This window comes from Janthinobacterium leeuwenhoeki (assembly GCF_051380795.1).
Classification (GTDB): domain Bacteria; phylum Pseudomonadota; class Gammaproteobacteria; order Burkholderiales; family Burkholderiaceae_D; genus Janthinobacterium.
Genome location: NZ_JBNYXT010000006.1, coordinates 150,719 through 168,224 on the forward strand (window position 1 = coordinate 150,719; position 17,506 = coordinate 168,224).

The following is a 17,506-nucleotide window of genomic DNA, read 5'->3' on the forward strand; positions in this document are numbered from 1 at the left end:
GCAGCATTACTGCTCGTCCGCGCGGAATTCGACATAAGCACGGTCGCGCACTTCGCGCGCCCAGTTTTCCGTCGCTTCTTCCAGCTTGCGTTCGCGCAAGGCATTGCGTGCGGCGGCGCGCTTTTTCTCTTTCGAGACGTCGTCGCTCTTGCGTTCCAGCACTTCGATCAGGTGGAAGCCAAAGCTCGATTCGATCGGCTCGCTCACTTCGCCCGGTTTCAGGGCATTCATCGCCGTTTCGAATTCCGGCACGGTATCGCCAGGATACAGCCAGCCCAGGTCGCCGCCCTTGGCCGCCGAACCGTCGTTCGAGAACAAGCGGGCCAGGTCTTCAAACTTGGCGGCCTTGTTATCGAGACGTTCTTTCAATTCCAGCAATTTGCGCTTGGCTTCGGCCGCCGACAAGGTCGGCGTTATCTTCAGCAAGATATGGCGGGCATGCGTCTGCTGCACGGCAGCGACGGCTTGCGCCTCGGCTGCACTGCGGCGATCCACCAGCTTGAGGATGTGGAAACCGGTGTTGCTCTTGATGATAGGCGTGATCTGGCCCGGCTTCAATTTCAGCAACTGTTCCGTGAACAGGGGCGGCACGCGGTCGCTATGGCGCCAGCCGATATCGCCGCCGCTCAGCGCATCGCTGGCGTCGGAATAGGTGGCGGCCATCTTGGCGAAATCGGCGCCCGTACGCAGCTGACGGCTGACTTCTTCTGCACGCGCGCGGCGCGCAGCGATCTGTTCTGGGCTGGAATTTTCCGGAATGCGCACGAGAATCTGCGCCAGGTTCAGCTCCACCTGTTCGCTGGCGGCCGCTTTTTCCGCTTCCAGGAAGTTATCCACTTCGGAATCGGAAATCTGGATCTTGGCGTCAACTTCATGCTCGCGCAGGCGCTGCATGATGATTTCATCGCGGATTTCTTCACGGAAGGTCGCAAACGGCGTGCCTTCTTTTTCCATCTGGTTGCGCAGCTCTTGCACCGTCATTTTTTGCTGTTCAGCAATACGGCCAATCGCGCGGTCGAGAGTCAGGTCATCCACGCGCACGCCCATTTCCTTGGCCAGCTGCATTTGTGCGCGCTCAACAATCATGCGCTCAAGCAATTGACGACGCAGGTCGGCAGGATCGGGCAAGGGCACGTTCTGCGCCTTCATGCGCTGCTCCACGCTCTTGATGCGGGCCGCCACTTCATTGCGCGTAATCACCTCGTCATTGACGACGACGGCGATGGAGTCGATGCTCTGGCCACTGCTCGACGCGGGGGGCGTGAAGCCCTTGGCCGGTGCGGGTGCCGCCGCTGCGGCAGCGGGCTTGGCCGCAGGCGCTGGCGCAGCCTGTTGCGCCCAGACACTACTGGTCGTGGCGCCGAAAATGGCGCACAACAAGACCGTTGCAATTTTGAGTTGGTGCATACTGGCATTACGCATAATGTGTAGAGCGCTCATGAGTTCAGGTGAATAAAAAAACCGGTTTGTGCCAGCGCCGGGAACACCGGCGGCGGCAACGGTGCCTATCTTAACGGAGTGGCTGGCTCAATGTCTGGTAACCGGGGATGGTTTTTGTAAAAGTTTCCAGGCCATTCGCGCCCAGACCCAGGCCATTCGACAAGCCCGTCAATTCCAGCTGGAAGAAGATCGGCGTCGAAACAGTCTTGGACGTCGTCACGAAACGCTGCGCTCCCATGCGAAACACCCAGCAGTCGCCCTTGTATTCCAGGCCGACCAGGCTTTCCAGCATGCTGCGATCCTTCACCGAGTAACTGATGCGGCCCACGCCATACAGGCGGTCCGTCAACGGCCATTGGGTCGACACTTCAACATTGCGCCAACCAGTATCTCCACGCTGGAAACGACTGCCAAAATTCAATACTTTCTTGGCACCGGGCTGATATTGCAAGGTGTAGTTGTAGCTGACCAGCTGGCGATCGCTGGGATTGTACTGTACCAGGCTGTCGGCGGTCCAAGTCTCGGACACGCGGCCCGTTGCCGCCAGCAGGATATCCGAACGCGACTGGTTGACGGGCATGCTCGAATCGAGTTGCACGCGCTGGTCGGCAAAGTAGAAACGCTGGCCGAAAGTCAGGCGCATGCGCTCGGTACCGTCCGCTTGCAGGAAACGCGATACCAGGGCGGCCGTGACCTGGTTGGCATCGCCGATACGGTCGCTGCCGACAAAACGGTTTTCCGTGAATATCTGCGTCAGGTTGAACGTGCCGGCGGCCGTATCGAATTTCGGAAACTTCGACTGGTCGCGGTACGGCGTGTAGACGTAGAACAGGCGCGGCTCCAGGGTTTGCGTGCCGCCCTTGGCGCCAAACAGATTCGTGTCGCGTTCAAATACCAGGCCACTATCGACCGAGAAAGTCGGCACGACGCGCGTAAACGACGTATCCGCAAACTTCGCCTTGGTCCTGGCGTCGTTATCGAGCTGATACGCGCTGGCATTGAGCATCAGCTTGGGCGTGACGAAATAAGCAGGGCGCACGATGGGGAAACTAACCTGCGGCACGGCCACGAGGCGCGATCCCTGCACCTCGGTCGGGTGGGCGAAGCGCGTCGCTTCCGCGTCGAAGGTCCAGTCGAAACCGCCCCAGACGTCGTATTTGCCAGCATGGAAGTTCACCGCCGGCAAGCGGTCATACGGGCGCGGCACGGTCACCGTGGGATCGGGATCCTGCAGCACCTGGTAATTCTGCACGCGCGCCGTCAGGCTCCAGTCCTCGGTGCGGTAATCGGTGCGCAATTCGCGCAGCAGCTGGCGCTCGGTGGCGGTGGCGACAGTTTTCGAAAAATCGTTCGGGTAATTATTGTCGGACGCCTCGCGCAGATCCCAGCCGTAACTCCAGCCCTTGGCCAGCGCCTGCTCATGCTTGGACTTGATCATGTAGCGGTTGGTCTTGGTCTGCTTGTCGTTAGGCAAGAACTCAAACGACGTTTCGCCCTGATACAGGCCCGCATCCGTCTCGCCCATGTAACGGCCCGTCGCACCGAGCTGGATGCCGCGCCGCTGTATGTAGCGCGGGAACAGGGTCAGGTCGCGGTTCGGCGCGATGTTCACGTAATACGGCATCAGCAGCTCGAAACCGTTCTTCGAGGCAAAGCCAGGCGTGGGCGCCAGCCAGCCCGAGCGGCGCGCACCGGACAACGAAAACGAGATGCCCGGCGTGCCCAGGATCGGCACGTCCTTGAAATAGATGATGGTCTTGCTGCCGGTGCCCACGTCGCGGCCCGTATCGAGGTTCAAGGTGCTCGATTTCAGGTACCAGTCCGGATTCGGCCCTTCGCAGGTACTGTACGTGCCGTCGATGACAGTGGCTTCGTCGGGGTTGATGAAGTCGACGCGCTCGGCTTTGCCCTGGCCGCCGCCCACTTCGAAGCGGTACGTCGGATTGAGCAAAAAACCCTTGCCGGTCTCCATGTTCAGCTTCAAGACATCGCCCGTGTAGTAATCGCCGAAACGCCACATCTTGATGTGGCCCTCGGCGTCGAACTGATCTTCAACTTGTTTGTAACAAGCTGTATCTGCCGTCATTTTTGTGGTTTTTCCGCGCTCAATCACGACATTTTTATCGAGATTGATCTCCCTTTCGGGCCGACCGTTCATGCTGTTCGCCGTCATGACGGTGGGGGCATCGGGATCTTCCACATGAACCGGGCGCGGCGCTTTCTGGGCGTGGACAGGCACCGTCGTGGCGGCGACGAGCGCGCTGATGGCGAAAGCCCAGCGCTGCGAAGGGGGGGAGGCCGAAAACCAGCTCATGAATTGGAAGGGGAAAGCACCATGACAGGCGATTTTTTGATTTGAATCCCTTATTATATGGGAATCTGCATCATCAACCCGATTCCACAGGCCGCTTAATGTCATTCTCTTCCAATTCCTCCACCGCGCCGGCTCAAGCCGACGCTCGCCTGACCCTGTTGAAAGCCTGGTTGACCTCGCTTAACCTCGTCGCGCCCGAATCCGCCCGCCCCGCTTCCAGCGATGCCAGCTTCCGCCGCTACTACCGTCTCGATGTGCTGCCTGGCAATACAACATTACCAGGAAGTACACTCATCGCCATGGATGCGCCGCCCGAGCGCGAAAACGTGCCCGCCTATGTCAAGGTGGCTGGCTTGCTGAAAGGCGCTGGCGTGTCCGTGCCCGAGATCATCGCGCAAGACCTGGACAATGGCTTCCTGCTGCTCTCCGACCTGGGCACGACCACCTATCTCGACGCCCTGAACCACGACAACGCCAGCGTGCTGTACGCCGAAGCGCTCGAGTCGCTAATGAAAATTCAGCTGGCCAGCCAGCCCGACGTGCTGCCCGAATTCGACCGCGCCTTCATCTTGCGCGAAATGCATCTGTTCCCGGAATGGTTTATCGGCAAGTACCTGGGCGCCACCTTGACGGATGTGCAACAAACCCAGCTGGACAAGGTCTTCGAAGCCATCACGGCGAATATCTTGTCGCAGCAGCAAGTATTCATGCACCGCGACTACCATTCGCGCAATTTGATGCACATCAACGATGGCTCCATCCCCAATCCCGGCATCCTCGACTTCCAGGACGCCGTCTTCGGTCCCGTCACCTACGACATCGCCTCGCTGCTGCGCGACGCGTATATCCAGTGGGATGAAGAACTGGTGCTCGACTGGGTGATCCGCTACTGGCAGCGCGCCAAGCAGCTGAGCTTGCCAGTCAATCCCGACATCGACGCCTTCTATCGCGATTTCGAATTCACGGCCCTGCAGCGCCACCTGAAAATTCTCGGCCTGTTCGCGCGCCTGAATTACCGCGATGGCAAGGATCTGTACATGGGCGACTTGCCAACCGTACTCGACTACGTGCGCAAGACAGCCAACCGCTACACGGAACTCAAGCCGCTGGTGCGTTTGCTCGATGCCCTCGAGAATAAAACGCCGCAGGTCGGCTACACATTCTGATCACTTCAGAGCAATGTACAAAATAAATCAGAAAACGAGTATTCCATGAAAGCCATGATCTTTGCCGCAGGCCGCGGTGAACGGATGCGTCCGCTTACCGATACCTGTCCCAAACCGCTGCTGAAAGTGCGCGGCCGTCCGCTGATCGTCTGGCATGTGCTGAACCTGGTGCGCGCCGGCATCACGGACATCGTCATCAACCATTCGCACCTGGGCCACCAGATCGAGGAAACCCTGGGCGACGGCAGCGCGTATGGCGCGCGCATCGCGTACTCGCCCGAGACCACGCCGCTGGAAACGGCGGGCGGCATCGCCCAGGCGCGCCACCTGCTGGGCGATGAACCGTTCCTGGCCATTTCCGGCGACATCTATTGCCCCTACTTCGACTTCAAGCAAGTACTCGACGTGCTGGCCGACAAGGATGTGCTGGGCACGCCGTATCCGGCCGACCAGCGCGACATCGCCTGGACTTACCTGGTGCCCAATCCCGACTTCCACCCGAATGGCGACTTCGGCCTGACCTTGTTCGCGATCAACAATACGGACGACACCAAGTGGACCTTCGCCAATATCGGCGTGTACCGCCCTGAGATGTTCGACGGCATCACGCCCGGCAGCCACGCCAAACTGGGCGATTTGCTGCGCCGCTACGCGGACCAGGGCCGCGTGGGCGGCGAAGTCTATACTGGCGAGTGGACCAATGTGGGCACCCCAAAGCAGCTCGACGCGCTCAATGGCGTGACAGCCACGGCCAGCGCAACATGATGGCCAACTACGCGGCCCGGCGCGCGGCGCTGCTGGCGCAGATGCTGCCGGGCAGCGTGGCCATCCTCGCCACGGCGCCCGAAGTGCCGCGCAACAGCGATTGCGATTATCCGTATCGCCACGACAGCTATTTCTATTACCTGAGCGGCTTTACTGAACCCGACAGCGCCGTGGCGCTGGTGGCCGCCAGCGCCACGGCACCGGCGCGCGCCATCCTGTTTTGCCGCGCCAAGAACACGGAGCGCGAAATCTGGGACGGTTTTCGCCACGGCCCCGAGGCGGCGCGCGCCAGCTTCGGTTTTGACAGCGCCTTCCCCATCGAGGAACTCGACGTGGAAATGACGCGCCTGCTGGCCGACGCTCCCGCCATTTACTACGCGCTGGGCGGCAGCCTCGATGCGCAAGTCAAGGTCTGGCGCCACAACGTGCGGCAAAAGGCCCGCAGCGGCGTCACGGCGCCCGCCATCGCGCACGACATCCATGACATGCTCGACGCCATGCGCCTGCTGAAAGACACGCAGGAACAGCAGCTGATGCGCCGCGCGGCCGCCATTTCCAGCGCGGCCCACGCGCGCGCCATGCGCGCCACGCGGCCCGGCATGCACGAATACGCGCTCGAAGCGGAGCTGCTGTACGAATTTCGCCGCAGCGGCGCGCAGTTTCCCGCGTATTCCTCCATCGTGGCCGGCGGCGACAACGCCTGCATCCTGCATTACAGCGCCAACAACGCCGTCCTGCAGGATGGCCAACTGGTGCTGATCGACGCCGGCTGCGAACTCGATGGCTACGCCTCCGACATCACGCGCACCTGGCCCGTCAACGGCCGTTTCAGCGGCCCACAGCGGGCGCTGTATGAACTGGTGCTGGCCGCGCAACAGGCGTCGCTGGACATGCTGCGCCCCGGTTTGCCGCACAGCGCCATCCACGAGGCGGCCGTGCAGGTGCTGGCGCAGGGCATGCTGGATTTGCAATTGCTGGACCGGCAAAAATGCGGCAGCGCGCAGGACGTCATCGCCGACAAGGCCTATATGCCCTTCTACATGCACGGCACCAGCCACTGGCTGGGTATGGACGTGCACGACGTGGGCGCCTACCGCGACACGGGCGCCCCCGGCAAGCCATGGCGCGCTTTGGCACCGGGCATGGTGCTGACGGTGGAACCGGGCATCTATGTGCGCCCGGGCGCGGGCGTGCCGGAACAGTTCTGGCATACCGGCATCCGCATCGAAGACGATGTGCTGGTCACGCCGCAAGGCCATGAAGTCTTCAGCACGGCGCCCAAAAGCGTCGCTGAAATCGAACAACTGATGTCACAGGATTAACGCCGCCGCATGCATACACCGTCCACTTTCGAGCTCGCCATCTGCGGCGCCGGCCCCGTCGGCATGGCGCTGGCCGCCCTGCTGGGGCAGCGTGGCAGCCGCGCCGCCGGCATCGCCCTGCTCGACGCCAAATCCATCGAACAAGCCAGGCGCGACCCGCGCACCATCGCCCTGTCGCACGGCAGCCGCCAGATTCTCGAAGAAGCGGACGCCTGGCCCGTGGCGGCGACGCCTATCCACCAGATTCACGTCTCGCGCCGCGGCCAGTTCGGGCGCAGCCTGATGGACCGCAGCGAGCATGGCGTCGAGGCGCTCGGTTATGTTGCCCGTTACGGCGCCGTCGTCAGCGCGCTGGCCGACGTGTGCGAGCGCCTGGGCGTGGCCAGCCTGCGCCCGGCCCTGGTCACGGGCAGCGCGGAAGACGCCGATGGCGTCAGCGTGCAGATTGAGCAGGCTGGTGCCGCGTCGAGCTTGCGCGCCAGCCTGCTGGTGCAAGCCGAGGGCGGCCTGTTCGGCCAGCAGCCGGAACGCGCCGTCAGCCACGATTATGGCCAAAGCGCCATCATTGCCCATGTGCGCACAAGTGCCCCCATCGCGCACCGCGCGTATGAGCGCTTCACCGACGAAGGCCCGCTGGCCCTGCTGCCGCAGGACGATGGCTATGCGCTGGTGTGGTGCGTGCCGCCCACGCGCGCCGAACAGTTGCTGGCCCTGGACGACGCTGCCTTCCTGGCCCGCCTGGGCGCCGCCTTCGGCAGCCGCCTGGGACGCTTTACCCACGCGACGGCGCGCCTGGCCTATCCGCTGGGCCTGAACGCCCAGGCGGGCGGCACGCCGCGCACGGTCGCCATCGGCAATGCGGCGCAAACCCTGCATCCGGTGGCGGGACAGGGCCTGAACCTGGGCTTGCGCGACGCCGCCGTGCTGGCCCGCGTGCTGGCGCAGGACAGCAGCCCGGCCGGGCTGGAACGCTACGCCAGCCTGCGCCAGGCCGATCGGGGGCTGACCGTACGCGTCACCGACACCATGGCGCGCATCTTCACGGGCAGCGCGCCCACCCAGGGTTTTCTGGGTTTGTCGCTGAGCTTGCTGGACGTTGTCAGCCCGGCGCGCAAAAGCTTAGCGGAACTGATGATGTACGGCCGCCGCTGAGGGCGCACAAGGGGCCATGGCGTTGTTGCCATGCCTTGCCGTACTAATCGTACTGTCTTCGGCAAGGCGCCTAGCCCTGCCCCCCCCTGTGCAACCCTCAGTCGTAACGAGCAGGCACGGGCAAAAAAGAAACAGGCGAGCTATCCGGCATGGAATAAACGGCCCGCGGATGCGACAATGGCTGTCACCTGGCTTTCGGCGACCGTTCCATGACAGATGCTTTGCCCGCAGCACCGCCTGCCGCTCTTCCCGGAGTACTTTTTTCCCGCCTGCTGGAAGATTCCCTCGACGCCGTGATCATCATCGATGAGCATTGCCGCATCCGCTATATCAATGGCGCCATGCAGGCACTGTCGGGCTATGCCAGCGGAGAATTGCTGGGCCAGACCCTGAACGGCCTGCTGCCCGACGCCGTCGGCGCGCAGCACGACAACCACGTGGTCAACTACATCCGCAGCTCGCGCAGCTCCAGCGTGCTGGGCAAGATACGCGAATTCGCCATCCGCCATCGCGACACGCAAATGATCCCCATCGAAATGAAGGCGCTCGACCTGGGCGTGATCGACGGCATGCGCTATTTCGGCGCCTTTTTGCTCGACGTGCGCGAACGGCGCGAACTGGCGGCGAAAAACGCCAGCCTGCTGGCGCAGCTGGAACAGCAGGCGCTGCACGATGCGCTGACGTCGCTGCCCAACCGGCGCGCCTATGAAGCGCAAGCCGAGCAGGCGATGGCGCGCGCGGCGCGCAGCGGCGCCGCCCTGAGCGTGGGCGTGGCCGACCTCGACCACTTCAAGAAGATCAACGACCGCTATGGCCATGCCGTGGGCGACGCCGTGCTGCGCACGGTGGCGCAGGCGCTGCGCGACACGGGACGCATCACCGACGTGGCGGCGCGCCTGGGTGGCGAGGAATTTGGCCTGCTCTTCCCCGACGCCAGCCTGCAGCAGGCACACCAGGTGGCCGAGCGCATCCGCGCAGCCGTGGCAGCGGCGGTCACCGTGCTGCCCGACGGCCGGCCGCTGCACGTCACCATCAGCATCGGCGTGGCGCCGCTGGTGCAAGGCGCCAGCCTGGACGCGGCCATATCGGATGCCGACAAGGCCCTGTATGTCGCCAAGCACCAGGGACGCAACCGGGTCGTCGCGGCAGCGGCAGCCCAATAAAAAACGGCCCGCGCAAGGCGGGCCGCTCCTCCTGCAGCGAGAGACTTTATTCGATTGCCTTGAGCATATCCTCGATCACCTTCTTGGCGTCGCCAAACACCATCATCGTGTTCGGCTGGTAGAACAGGTCGTTGTCCAGGCCCGCATAGCCGGACGCCATCGAACGCTTGTTGACGATGATGCTCTTGGCTTTATAGGCTTCCAGGATCGGCATGCCGGCGATCGGCGATTTCGGGTCTTTCGCCGCCGGATTGACCACGTCGTTCGCGCCCAGCACCAGCACCACATCTGTCTGGCCGAATTCGCCGTTGATGTCTTCCATCTCGAAGACCTGGTCGTACGGCACTTCCGCCTCGGCCAGCAGCACGTTCATGTGGCCCGGCATGCGCCCCGCCACCGGGTGGATCGCATACTTGACGGTGATGCCCTTGTGCGTGAGCTTTTCCACCAGCTCTTTCAACGAGTGCTGCGCGCGCGCCACGGCCAGGCCGTAGCCTGGCACGATGATGACGGTTTCCGCATTGCCCATGATGAAGGCGGCATCGTCGGCCGAACCCGATTTTACGGGACGCTGTTCCTGCGCGCCCGCCACGCCGGCGGCCGGCGCATCGCCGCCGAAGCCGCCGAGGATGACGTTGAAGAACGAGCGGTTCATGGCCTTGCACATGATGTACGACAGGATCGCGCCCGACGAGCCCACGAGCGAACCGGCGATGATCAGCATCGAGTTATTCAGCGAAAAACCGATGCCGGCCGCGGCCCAGCCCGAGTAACTGTTCAGCATCGAGACCACCACCGGCATGTCGGCGCCGCCGATGGGGATGATGATCAGCACGCCCAGCGCAAAGGCGATGACGGCCATGATGACGAAAGGCGTCCAGGCCGACTCCACCCCGTCGGCAAAGCAGAACACCAGGCCCAGCGCGATCATCACCAGCGCCAGCACCAGGTTAAGCATGTGCTGGCCCTTGAAGCTGACGGGCGCGCCCTGGAACAGGCGAAACTTGTATTTGCCCGACAGCTTGCCGAAGGCGATCACCGAACCGGAGAACGTGATGGCGCCGACAAAGGTGCCGATGAACAGTTCGAAGCGGTTACCGATGGGCAGCGCCTCTCCCTGTTTGGCGATATTGAAGGCCCACGGTTCCGACACTGCCGCCACGGCGATGCACACGGCCGCCAGGCCAATCAGCGAGTGCATGGCGGCCACCAGTTCCGGCATCTTCGTCATTTCCACGGTTTTCGCCAGGTAGGCGCCGATGGCGCCGCCCGTGACGATGCCGATGATGACGAGGGTCAGGCCCATGCCGCCCGTTTGCTGTTCCTTCAGTTTCAGGATCAGCGCCACGGTGGTGACGGCGGCAATGGCCATGCCGCTCATGCCGAAGGCATTGCCGCGGCGCGCCGTCGAGGGCGATGACAGCCCTTTCAAGGCCTGGATGAAGCACACCGAGGCGATCAGGTACATCATCGTCACCAAATTCATGGTGACGAAGCTCATGGCGTGACTCATTCTTTTGCTCCTTGCTTGGCTTTCGGTTCTTTTTTACGGAACATCTCGAGCATGCGCTGCGTGACGAGGAAGCCGCCAAACACGTTGACGGCGGCCAGCGCCACGGCCAGGGTGCCTGCCGCCTGCGCCAGCGGGCCTTGCGTCAGGCCAGCCGCCAGCATGGCGCCGACGATGATGATGGCGGAAATGGCATTGGTGACGGCCATCAGCGGCGTATGCAGCGCCGGCGTGACGGTCCAGACAACGTGGTAGCCGACATAAATGGCCAGCACGAAGATGATCAGGTTAATGATGGTGTGACTGATTTCCATGATGTTATTCTCTCCGGCGCCGCGTTATTTACGTAAGATTTCGCTACCTGCGCAGACCAGGCTGGCCTTGATGATTTCATCCTCGCGATCGATCAGCAATTGGTCGTCCTTGTCGATGATGAGCTTTAAAAAGTCCAGCACGTTGCGCGCATACAGGGCCGAAGCATCGGCCGCCACCAGGGTCGCCAGGTTCGGCTCGCCCACGATGTAGACGCCGTGTTTCAGCACCGTCTTGCCCAGTTCGGACAGGGGGCAATTGCCGCCCTGCTCGACGGCCAGGTCGACGATGACGGAACCGGGTTTCATGGCTTTCACCGTCTCTTCGGAGATCAGGATGGGCGCGGCGCGGCCGGGGATCAGGGCGGTGGTGATGATGATGTCGGCCAGTTTCGCCCGTTCATGCACCAGTTCGGCCTGGCGCCGCATCCAGTCGGCCGGCATGGCGCGCGCATAGCCGCCCGAGCCCTTGGCGATTTCCTTTTCTTCATCCGTGAGGAAAGGCACGTCGAGGAACTTGGCGCCCAGGGATTCCACTTGTTCCTTGACGGGCGGGCGCACGTCGGACGCCTCGATGACGGCGCCCAGGCGCTTGGCCGTGGCGATCGCCTGCAAACCTGCCACGCCCACGCCCATGATCAGCACGCGGGCTGCCTTGACGGTGCCGGCCGCCGTCATCAGCATGGGCATGAAGCGCTGATACGTATTCGCGGCCACCAGCACGGCCTTGTAGCCGGCGATATTCGCCTGCGACGACAGCACATCCATCGACTGCGCGCGCGTGATGCGCGGCACGGCTTCCAGCGCGAAGGCGGACAGCCCGGCCGTGGCCATGGCGGCAATATTGTCAGCGTCAAACGGGTTCAACATGCCGATCAGCACCGTGCCGCTGGCCATCAGGGCCCTTTCTTCGGCATCGGGTGCGCGCACCTTGAGCACGATGGCGCAGCCATAGGCTTCCTGGGCGCTGCCGATCTGCGCGCCGGCGGCGGCATACGCGTCGTCGGGAATCGAGGCTTGCAGGCCCGCTCCCGACTGCACGACGATCTGATGCTTGGCTGCCAGCTTCTTGACTGTCTCGGGCGTCGCTGCCACCCGCGTTTCACCAGGCCGTGTTTCGGCCGGTATGCCTATCCTCATGATGCCTCCGCTAATTGATAAACTGACTAGAATCTAACACGGAAAGCAGCGCGTTAAACGTTTGTGAACCAGCAACTTTTAGTTGTACGACACTAATTCCATCCCCATCCCCGTATTCGTTTCACCATGCGGCGCAGCGCCCATATTGTGGGAAAGGTGTGTCAATCTCACCACAGTCGAGCACGAGTGCGCGCTTGTTTTGACCACGGGGAAAGCCTATATTAGCGGGCGTTTCCTGCCATCTTGCCGCCTCAGCCCCCATGCTAGTGCGCTCCCCGGGAAAGACGTAAGTATTTCCCACCGCTATTTGCTAAAACGTTGTCATTTATCAATATGTCCGCGCAACAGAAGGCCGGGTTCCAACCCCGCGCGCAGAACAAGATAAAATGTCGGCTCTTTCAAGGATGGAATCATGCCGAGAATCTGGAAACCCTCTGTCACCGTTGCCGCCATCGTCGAGCGCGACGGCCTGTTTTTACTGATTGAAGAAGAGACCAGCGAAGGCATCAAGCTCAACCAGCCGGCCGGTCATCTCGACCCGTTCGAGTCGCTGGAGCAGGCGGTGATCCGCGAAACGCTGGAAGAAGCGGCCTACGATTTCATCCCCACGGCACTGGTCGGCATGTATATGTCGCGCTATCAGTCACTGCGCACGGGTGAGGACGTGACTTATTTGCGCTTCACCTTTTGCGGCACGGCCGGCGCCGAGCATGACCGCCCGCTGGACGAAGGCATCATCCGCACCCTGTGGATGACGCGCGACGAGCTGGCGGCGTGCCAGGAGCGCCACCGCAGCCCCCTGGTGCTGCAGTGCGTGGACGAATACCTGGCCGGCCGGCGCGCGCCGCTGGCCCTGCTGCACACGCATGCGTCCGTTTTCAATAGCGCATAGCAATATTATCTAAAAGTAACTGGAAAGCAAGATGAGCAAGAAGAAAGTCGTTATCGGCATGTCGGGCGGGGTCGATTCCTCGGTCGCGGCATGGATGCTGAAGGAACAAGGCTATGAAGTCATCGGCCTGTTCATGAAAAACTGGGAAGATGACGACGATTCGCAATACTGCTCCACGCGCCAGGACTGGATCGACGCGGCCAGCGTGGCCGACGTCATCGGCGTCGATATCGAAGCCGTCAATTTCGCCTCCGAATACAAGGACCGCGTGTTCGCCGATTTCCTGCGCGAATACCAGGCCGGCCGCACGCCGAACCCGGACGTGCTGTGCAACGCCGAAATCAAGTTCAAGGCCTTTCTTGACCACGCCATGACCCTGGGCGCCGACCTGATCGCCACCGGCCATTACGCGCGCGTGCGCCAGGCGCCCACCGATGCTGGCCGCTATGAACTGCTGAAAGCCGTCGACGCCAGCAAGGACCAAAGCTACTTCCTGCACCGTTTGAATCAGGCGCAATTGTCTAAAACCCTGTTTCCGCTCGGTGAAATCCCGAAGACGCAAGTGCGCCAGATCGCCGAAAAGCTGGCCCTGCCGAACGCGCAAAAGAAAGATTCGACGGGCATCTGCTTTATTGGCGAGCGCCCGTTCCGCGAATTTTTGAACCGCTACCTGTCCTACAAGCCGGGTCCGATGAAAACGGCCGACGGCAAGACGGTGGGCGAACACGTGGGACTGAGTTTTTATACCCTGGGCCAGCGCAAGGGCATCGGCATCGGCGGCGTGAAGTCGTACCAGAATGCCGACGGCAGCAGCGACGCCTGGTATGTGGCGCGCAAGGATATCGCCAACAACACCTTGTGGGTGGTGCAGGGCCATGACCACCCGTGGCTGCTGTCACCTGCCTTGACGGCCGACCAGGCCAGCTGGGTTGCCGGTGTGGCGCCGCAAGCGGGCGCCTTGAGTGCCAAGACGCGCTACCGCCAGGCCGACGTGGCTTGCCAGCTGTTGCCGGAGGGGAATGAACACTTCAGCCTGGCGTTTGATCAGGCGCAATGGGCCGTCACGCCGGGCCAGTCGGCCGTGCTGTATGACGGCGATGTCTGCCTCGGTGGCGGCATCATCGCCAGCGCCACAGGTTTGGCCGGCAGCTAGGCGTTGCCCTGCGCGGCAGCGGCCAGGGCCTGCTGCTTGCGCACCATGGCAATGACCGTGTTGCGCACGGTTTTCAGGACCGTGTCGGCCATGAAGGGTTTCACGATGAAGCCCGACACGCCCATGGCGTGGGCCGCCTGCAGCGAGGCGGCGTCGATGCCGCCCGACACCATGAAAATGAGCGTCTTCGGATACTGGGCGCGGATGGTTTGCACCACATTCGTCCCATCTTCCACCTGCTCGCGCGCGATGCACACGAAATGCGGGTGGTGCTTGACCAGCAGCGCCAGCCCCAGCGCGCTGGTATGCGTCTGCCCGCAGACATCGTAGCCGCCATCGGTCAGGACCGTGTTCAGCAGCCCGCGCGCCACGGCGCTGCTATCGATCAGGACTGTCTTTAACATCATGATTGCTTCCCTTGCTTGATTGGTCTTGCCTGGCGCTCTATTTTTCCCACACCAGCTTGTTCCAGGTAACACCTAAAGTCACGTCCGTCTTGAGTTCGACTAACTTTCTTGAAAGATACAGTATTTCCCGCTCTTTTCGCAGGCTTTCGCCCAGCGCACCGGGCAAAATCCCCGCGCCGGCCATCACGGCGTCGATATTGCCGTAAGCGCGCAACAGTTTCGCGCCCGTCTTCAGGCCGATCTTCGACACGCCGGGGATGCTGTCGGTGACGTCGCCCATCAGCGCCAGCAGGTCGGGCAGCAGTTCCGGCGGCACGCCGAACTTTTTCTCGACCCAGGCATGGTCGTGCCAGACACCCTTGAAGTGGTCCCATACCAGCGCGCCATGGGCGATCAGGCCATGCAAATCCTTGTCGGTGGTGGCAATGACGGCCGCGCCGCGTCCCTCGTGCAGCCAGCGCATGACGGCCGTGCCGATCACGTCGTCAGCCTCGACCTCGGGAATGCTGACGACGTGCATGCCGAAGCTGGCCAGGGTGGCGTAAAAGCCGGGCAAGGCGTCGCGCAGCACCTGCGGCATGGGCTGGCGCCCTTCGCGGTAGCCGGCATACAGGGCGTGGCGCCAGGTCGGGCCGCCGAAATCGAAGGCCGGCAGGATGTGCGTCGGCTCGTGGTCGTTGATGAGGGTGCGGAACGACGACAGCGCATGGCGCAGCGCGATCTCCGCCTTCAGGTCGGAATCGGGTTCAGGACTGGCTTCGTAGACGCGGCGTACGATATTCAAGCCGTCGATAGCGAGGAGTCTGGCCATGCGGTTAGTCGATACTGGTTGAATCGGGCATTTTACCGTATGCTTCCCCGCACATAGCCCTTGAATGCCCCTTATTTGGCGAAATCGTAGGGCCCGCCACGTTCGAGCGCCCGCTGGTAGGCCGGGCGCGCGTGGATGCGCTGCAGGAACGCCGTCAGCTTCGGCAGGCGCTCGTCGAGTCCGCCGCGCATGGCCGCCGCTTCCAGCGGAAAGCTCATCTGGATGTCGGCCGCCGTGAATTCATTGCCGGCAAACCATTTGGTCTTCTCCAGCTCCGCTTCCATGTAGGCCAGCTGGCTGTGGATATTGGGCAGGATGAAGCTGCTCTTGACCTTGTTGGCGATGCCGCGCGCAATCGGTTTGACGAAAAACGGCATCGGCGACGATTCGACCTTGTCGAACACCAGCTTCATCAGCAGCGGCGGCATGGCCGAGCCTTCCGCGAAATGCAGCCAGTAGGTCCAGCGCAGCTTCTCCGGCGTGCCCGCCGCCGGTATCAAGCGGCCATTACCGTAGCGCTCGACCAGATAGTCGATGATGGCGCCCGATTCGGCGATGGTGTTGGCGCCATCCGTGATCACGGGCGACTTGCCCAGCGGATGCACGGCCTTCAGCGAGGCGGGCGCCAGCATGGTTTTCGGGTCGCGCTGGTAGCGCTTGACCTCGTAGTCGAGGCACAGCTCTTCAAGCAGCCAGAGCACGCGCTGCGAGCGCGAGTTGTTCAGATGGTGGACGACGATCATGGTTTTCCCGTTAGGCGATGGTTGAGTTCCAGTATAGCCGGGACGGCCGGATCGGGTCGGCGCCAACGGATCGGCAAAAAAATTGCGAGAAACAGTATTTTCAATTGATAACTTTTCAATCTTCCCTTATCTTGTTTTGTTTCCAATAAGTAAGGAATTTCCACGTGCATGTCGATGTCAACAACACCAGCCCCCAACGCGAAGCCATCACCTTCAGCGCCACCGGCAGCGAATACTTCCGTATCTGGATCGTCAACCTGCTACTGAGCATCGTCACCCTGGGCATTTATTCCGCCTGGGCCAAGGTGCGCCGCAACCGCTATTTCTATTCGAGCACCCACCTGGCGGGCGGCAGCTTCGAATACCATGGCAACGCCGTCGCCATCCTGAAAGGCCGCATCGCCGCCGTCGTGCTGATCGCCGGCTACAACATCGCCTTCCAGGTTTCGCCCATCGTCGGCCTGCTGATGTTCGTGCTGCTGGCCGCCGTCCTGCCGTGGCTGGTCTGGAAAAGCCTGCAATTCAAGCTGTACAACACCAGCTACCGCGGCATCCGCTTCGGCTTTGACGGCAGCGCCAGGGAAGCCTACAAATACTTCCTGTGGCTGCCCATCCTGAATACCTTCACGGGCGGCCTGATGACGCCTTTCCTGCACCAGCGCCTGAAGCGCTTCCAGCACACGCAAAGCCGTTTCGGCGCCACCCATTTCAGCTTTGACGCCACGGTCGGCAGCTTCTACAAAACCTATCTGCTGTTCTTCGCGCTGCTGCTGGGCGGCTTGCTGGTGCTGATTTTCGTCGTCTTCGGCAGCGTGTTCGCCTCGTTTGCGGCGAATGCGAATGACAAGACCAAGGTTGGCAGCCTGCTGTTTGCCATCGGCGCCTTGTACCTGTGGGCGTTCACCGTGCTGCCGCTGTTCCTGACCATGATTCAGAACCTGATCTGGAACCATACGCGCTTGCAGCAGCACCAGTTCCAGTCGCAGCTGACATGGGGCCGCACCACCTTCGTCATGCTGAGCAATCTGCTGGGCATCGTCGTCACCCTGGGCCTGTTTACGCCATTCGCCCATGTGCGCTGGCTGAAATACCGCCTGGAAGCGACCTCGATGCTGGTGCATGGCAGCCTGGACGAGTTTGTCGCCGCCACGGGCCAGCAAGTATCGGCCACGGGCGAAGGCATGGTCGACCTGCTGGACTTCGACCTGTCGCTGTAG

At 62.2% G+C, this 17,506-nt stretch carries 16 protein-coding genes; 8 read left to right on the forward strand and 8 right to left on the reverse strand.

The window, feature by feature from the left end; genetic code table 11:
* Positions 1 to 6 precede the first annotated feature (6 nt).
* Both ACQ4WS_RS07870 and ACQ4WS_RS07875 read right to left on the reverse strand, forming a co-directional pair.
* A complete protein-coding gene (locus ACQ4WS_RS07870; protein WP_436475144.1) occupies positions 7 to 1,407 on the reverse strand; it encodes a peptidylprolyl isomerase in 1,401 nt (466 codons plus the stop codon).
* Between the two features lie 103 nt (positions 1,408 to 1,510).
* A complete protein-coding gene (locus tag ACQ4WS_RS07875) occupies positions 1,511 to 3,754 on the reverse strand; it encodes an LPS-assembly protein LptD (RefSeq protein WP_436475146.1) in 2,244 nt (747 codons plus the stop codon).
* A gap of 98 nt (positions 3,755 to 3,852) precedes the next feature.
* On the opposite strand from ACQ4WS_RS07875, the gene ACQ4WS_RS07880 reads away from it, so the two are divergent.
* From ACQ4WS_RS07880 to ACQ4WS_RS07900, 5 genes are all read left to right on the forward strand, one after another.
* Positions 3,853 to 4,920, forward strand: a complete 1,068-nt coding sequence (locus ACQ4WS_RS07880; RefSeq protein ID WP_436475148.1) for an aminoglycoside phosphotransferase family protein — start codon at positions 3,853 to 3,855, stop codon at positions 4,918 to 4,920.
* Between the two features lie 45 nt (positions 4,921 to 4,965).
* Complete coding sequence (gene murU, locus ACQ4WS_RS07885; RefSeq protein WP_436475150.1) at positions 4,966 to 5,685, forward strand: N-acetylmuramate alpha-1-phosphate uridylyltransferase MurU; 720 nt, start codon at positions 4,966 to 4,968, stop codon at positions 5,683 to 5,685.
* The gene (locus ACQ4WS_RS07890; RefSeq protein WP_436475263.1) at positions 5,685 to 7,007 is read left to right on the forward strand and encodes an aminopeptidase P N-terminal domain-containing protein; all 1,323 of its coding nucleotides are present in this window, start codon (positions 5,685 to 5,687) and stop codon (positions 7,005 to 7,007) included. Before murU ends, ACQ4WS_RS07890 begins: the two co-directional genes overlap by 1 nt.
* A 9-nt stretch (positions 7,008 to 7,016) precedes the next feature.
* A complete protein-coding gene (locus ACQ4WS_RS07895) occupies positions 7,017 to 8,159 on the forward strand; it encodes an FAD-dependent monooxygenase (RefSeq protein ID WP_436475152.1) in 1,143 nt (380 codons plus the stop codon).
* A 209-nt stretch (positions 8,160 to 8,368) separates the two neighbouring features.
* A complete protein-coding gene (locus tag ACQ4WS_RS07900; protein ID WP_436475154.1) occupies positions 8,369 to 9,322 on the forward strand; it encodes a GGDEF domain-containing protein in 954 nt (317 codons plus the stop codon).
* A gap of 46 nt (positions 9,323 to 9,368) precedes the next feature.
* Here the strand turns inward: ACQ4WS_RS07900 and ACQ4WS_RS07905 are convergent, their stop codons facing one another.
* The 3 genes from ACQ4WS_RS07905 to ACQ4WS_RS07915 are packed head-to-tail and all read right to left on the reverse strand — an operon-like array spanning position 9,369 to position 12,283.
* Positions 9,369 to 10,823: an NAD(P)(+) transhydrogenase (Re/Si-specific) subunit beta gene (locus tag ACQ4WS_RS07905; RefSeq protein WP_436475264.1), complete on the reverse strand. Its 1,455-nt coding sequence runs from the start codon at positions 10,821 to 10,823 to the stop codon at positions 9,369 to 9,371.
* 8 nt (positions 10,824 to 10,831) lie between these two features.
* On the reverse strand, positions 10,832 to 11,146 hold the full coding sequence (locus tag ACQ4WS_RS07910) for an NAD(P) transhydrogenase subunit alpha part 2 (protein ID WP_034778841.1): 315 nt from the start codon (positions 11,144 to 11,146) through the stop codon (positions 10,832 to 10,834).
* A 24-nt stretch (positions 11,147 to 11,170) separates the two neighbouring features.
* Complete coding sequence (locus ACQ4WS_RS07915) at positions 11,171 to 12,283, reverse strand: Re/Si-specific NAD(P)(+) transhydrogenase subunit alpha (RefSeq protein WP_436475156.1); 1,113 nt, start codon at positions 12,281 to 12,283, stop codon at positions 11,171 to 11,173.
* Between the two features lie 412 nt (positions 12,284 to 12,695).
* Here ACQ4WS_RS07915 and ACQ4WS_RS07920 point away from each other — a divergent pair, with 412 nt between their 5' ends.
* Both ACQ4WS_RS07920 and mnmA read left to right on the forward strand, forming a co-directional pair.
* Positions 12,696 to 13,175 carry an NUDIX hydrolase gene (locus tag ACQ4WS_RS07920; protein WP_010401817.1) on the forward strand — a complete coding sequence of 160 codons (480 nt, stop codon included), beginning with the start codon at positions 12,696 to 12,698 and terminating at the stop codon, positions 13,173 to 13,175.
* 31 nt (positions 13,176 to 13,206) lie between these two features.
* Entirely contained in the window at positions 13,207 to 14,328 is a 1,122-nt protein-coding gene (gene mnmA / locus ACQ4WS_RS07925; RefSeq protein WP_436475158.1) for a tRNA 2-thiouridine(34) synthase MnmA, read from the forward strand.
* On the opposite strand, the gene ACQ4WS_RS07930 is transcribed toward mnmA, so the two are convergent.
* The 3 genes from ACQ4WS_RS07930 to ACQ4WS_RS07940 all read right to left on the reverse strand — a co-directional run bounded on the left by ACQ4WS_RS07930 (position 14,325) and on the right by ACQ4WS_RS07940 (position 16,289).
* Entirely contained in the window at positions 14,325 to 14,732 is a 408-nt protein-coding gene (locus tag ACQ4WS_RS07930) for a response regulator (RefSeq protein WP_436475265.1), read from the reverse strand. The two genes, mnmA and ACQ4WS_RS07930, sit on opposite strands and share 4 nt — an antisense overlap.
* Positions 14,733 to 14,772: 40 nt before the next feature.
* Entirely contained in the window at positions 14,773 to 15,546 is a 774-nt protein-coding gene (locus ACQ4WS_RS07935; protein ID WP_034745632.1) for a 5'-3' exonuclease, read from the reverse strand.
* Positions 15,547 to 15,617: 71 nt separating this feature from the next.
* Complete coding sequence (locus ACQ4WS_RS07940) at positions 15,618 to 16,289, reverse strand: glutathione S-transferase (protein WP_436475160.1); 672 nt, start codon at positions 16,287 to 16,289, stop codon at positions 15,618 to 15,620.
* A 164-nt stretch (positions 16,290 to 16,453) separates the two neighbouring features.
* On the opposite strand from ACQ4WS_RS07940, the gene ACQ4WS_RS07945 reads away from it, so the two are divergent.
* Positions 16,454 to 17,506, forward strand: coding sequence for a YjgN family protein (locus ACQ4WS_RS07945; RefSeq protein WP_436475162.1), 1,053 nt, complete (start codon positions 16,454 to 16,456; stop codon positions 17,504 to 17,506).